2 protein-coding genes and 1 pseudogene are annotated in these 3,305 nt (G+C 70.2%); 1 reads left to right on the top strand and 2 read right to left on the bottom strand.

The genetic code is table 11. The features are described 5' to 3' along the window. Positions 1 to 198 (top strand): annotated as a pseudogene (locus tag NBW77_RS21875) (DDE-type integrase/transposase/recombinase); the annotation flags it as partial. A gap of 116 nt (positions 199 to 314) precedes the next feature. Here NBW77_RS21875 and NBW77_RS21880 read toward each other — a convergent pair. Continuing rightward, positions 315 to 1,370 (bottom strand): aldo/keto reductase, encoded by a 1,056-nt coding sequence (locus NBW77_RS21880; protein WP_250280282.1) that lies wholly within the window; start codon positions 1,368 to 1,370, stop codon positions 315 to 317. A gap of 144 nt (positions 1,371 to 1,514) precedes the next feature. Next, the gene (locus NBW77_RS21885; protein WP_250280283.1) at positions 1,515 to 3,173 is read right to left on the bottom strand and encodes an N-acyl-D-amino-acid deacylase family protein; all 1,659 of its coding nucleotides are present in this window, start codon (positions 3,171 to 3,173) and stop codon (positions 1,515 to 1,517) included. Between the last annotated feature and the right edge of the window lie 132 nt (positions 3,174 to 3,305).

Below are 3,305 nucleotides of genomic sequence, written 5' to 3' on the forward strand. Positions count from 1 at the left end.
CCCTATGGGACGGCATCGTCGCAGCGCTCGACTCCTGACACGCCCAGCCGGTTCTTTACCGTCGCGCTGTCGTACGGCCACCGCCCGGTGGAAGTGACTACCGACCAGGCTGCCGCCTATCCGCGGGTGCTGGACGAGCTGCTGCCCGCAGCCCACCGCATCGACGCCCGGCGGGCGAACAACCGGATCGAATCCGATGCAACAGACCCACAGCATCACCCCGGGAGCGTTATGCGTCAGGCCGCGGATGGCGGCAGTGAACGGATCCACGTCCCCAGCCGCCCACCCACCCGCTAAAAGTGCACGAAACGGCGTTAGACGGCCGCCTGGGCCGTTCGGCGGCGGTGCTCGGGGCGCAGGGACGGATTGCCTGTCAGATGGACGATGCCGGCGATGTCGGTGCCGGGCCGCACCACCGCGTCGATCGCGTCGAGCGTTCCGCTGTCGAGCCGAACGTCGGCCGCATCCAGCGCGTCGTCGAGTTGTTCCATCGTCTTCGGTCCGATGATGGTCGAGGTCACCGCGGGATGGCTGCCGACGAACGCGAGTGAAAGGTGCGTGAGCGACAGTCCCGCCGCAGCGGCGATACCGGTGAGCTGGTCGACCGCGTCGAACCGGACGGATGAGTTCCGGTCGTCCGCCACGCTGCGGCCGCCCCGCGCGGCAAAGAGTCCCCCGGGGGCGAACCTCGACCCGGCCGGCGGCTCCTCGCCGCGCCGGTACTTCCCCGTCAGCCAGCCGCCCGCGAGTGGACTCCACGGGATCACGCCCATCGCGTGGCGCTGACAGGCTGGCAGCACCGCGTCCTCCGCCGAGCGAGCAAAGATTGAGTACTGCGGCTGCTCGCACACGAACCGCTCGCTGTTGCGACGCCGGGCGGCCCATTGCGCCTCGACGATCCAGTCCGCCGGGAACGAGGACGAGCCCAGATACCGGACCTTCCCGTCCCGGACGAGGTCGCTCAGCGCCGCGAGGGTCTCCTCGAGGTCGGTGTCCCAGTCATGGCGGTGCACCTGGAAGAGGTCGATGTGGTCCGTGTCGAGCCGCCGCAGGCTGTCCTCGACGGCGCGGATGATCCACCGCCGCGAGCCGCCCCGCTGGTTGCGGTCGGTGCCCATGGCGTTGAAGCACTTGGTGGCGAGGACCACGTCGTCCCGCCGGCCCTTGATGGCCCGGCCGACGATCTGCTCGCTTTCGCCCTGCGAATACACGTCCGCCGTGTCGATGAAGTTGATACCGGACTCCAGTGCCCGGTCGATGATCCGTACGCAGTCGTCGTGGTCCGAGTTCCCGAGTGCGCCGAACATCATCGCCCCAAGGCACTGACTGCTGACCTCGACGCCGGTGCGTCCGAGCTTTCGATATTCCACCTGTGACTCATCCTCCGTACTCACTCTGGCCTCGACTCCAGCAAACACCCCGGTCAGGAAGCCCAGCGCAGCGCGGTCACCGCCGACGCGGCCGGCCGGCCGGGCCGGGTAGCGTTACCGACCGGCGCGCAGCAGCGTGCCTGGTCACGCTCCGGTCAGCGTGCCGTGCTCCTGGACGACGGTGCCGGCGACGATGGTCGCCCGGTAGCCCCCGGCGGGCCGGCGTAGCCGTGACGCCCCCGTCGGTAGGTCGGACACGAAGACGTCGCGCTGCCAGTCGAGTTCGTCGAGGGCGAAGACGACCAGGTCACCCGCTGCGCCCTCGCGGACGACCCCCCGGCCGGCGAATCCGAACAGGCCGGCGAGCCGCCCGGTCATCTCGTGCACCGCCGCCTCAAGCGTGAGGTCGCCGCGATCGCGGACGTGCCGGGTGAGCGTCAGCGTGGTGTCACCGATCGCGCACATCATCGTCAGGTGCGCGCCCGCGTCGCTGTTCGCGATGACCGACGCGGGATGGACCAGAGTCTCCGCCACACCGTCCGGGTCGGCGTTCAACACGCCCACACCGACGATGCCGGGGTGACAGTCGTTGTCCAGCAGCCAGTCGGCCAGCACGTCGGAGGGATGGCCGGCGCGGGCGGCGACCAGGTCTGCGAGGGTGGATCCCACCCACTTCTCGTTTTCCGGCCGGGTGACGGACACCAGCCGGATTCGCTCCGGATGCCGGTGTGGGATCGGGGTGCGCTTCACCAGGTCCCACTCCTCGCGCGCCCGCGCCCGCCACTGCGGGTCCCGCAACATCGGTTCCTTGGCATCCGCGGGCGACTGGACCATCGGGTGCCAGGTCTCGCGCAGGCCCATCCAGGACATCCCGCCGGCCCAGTTCACGTTGATGTCGTATGTGCGGGGGCTCACCTGGGGGTAGGAGTGGACGCCCCGGGCCTGGACCCCGGCGGCGAAGTCGAGCATGTCACGCGCCCAGCTTGGCCGGTCGTCGGTGTGGAAGATCCCGATCCACGACTGGGTGACGCCACGCGGGCCGAACAGGGCGGCCATCCGCTCGACATCGTCGCGCATCCGCCGGCCCTGGTCGGGGATGAAGGTCATGAAGCGTCCGCGGGCGGCCAGGACGTCGGCGAGCGCGGCAAACTCGGCGTCGTCGGCGATCCGGCTCGGCACCGGCCGCTTGTCGCGGTCCTCGTCGTAGCCGAGGGAGGTCGACATCCCGGCCGCGCCGGCGGCGAGAGCCTGGTCCAACAGCGCCGCGATGCGGGCTCGCTCGTCCTCGCTCGCCGGCCGGTCCCAGGCCTGGTCGCCGAGGACGTACTGGCGCAGCATGCTGTGCCCGACCAGATTGGCCACGTTGAGTCCGAAGCCGCCGCGGGTTTCGGTGTTGCTCAGGTAGTCCTCGTAGGACTCCCAGTCCCAGGGCACGGACTTGGCGAACACCGCCTCCGGGAGATCCTCGACGTAGCAGAACAGGGACGCCAGCTTCGCCCGGTCGGCCGGGCGGACCGGGGCCAGCGACAGCGAGCAGTTGCCGGTCAGGACGGTGGTGACGCCGTGCTGGGGCATCGGGTCGCACATCGGGTCCCAGTACAGCGCCGGGTCGAAGTGGGTGTGCACGTCGATGAAGCCGGGGGCGACCACCGCCCCCACCGCGTCGACGACCCGCTCACCGTCGGGCCGCGGGGCCTGGCCGACCTCGGTGATGACGCCGCCGCGGACCCGGACGTCGGCGGTGCGGGCCGCCGCACCGGTCCCGTCCACGAGCGTGCCGCCCCGTACCAGGATGTCACCCATCTGCGCCCTCCAAACCACTAATTAGTCACACTAAATAGTGGGATGCTGCTGTGGCCGGCTCCGCCACATCCGCCAGGTGCCGCGAGGCTGACGCCGACGTCCCCCCAGCGGAGGCGCCGGGAAAAAAATTAC

This window comes from Frankia sp. Cppng1_Ct_nod, assembly GCF_920656135.1.
In the GTDB taxonomy this organism is placed as follows: Bacteria; Actinomycetota; Actinomycetes; order Frankiales; family Frankiaceae; genus Protofrankia; species Protofrankia meridionalis.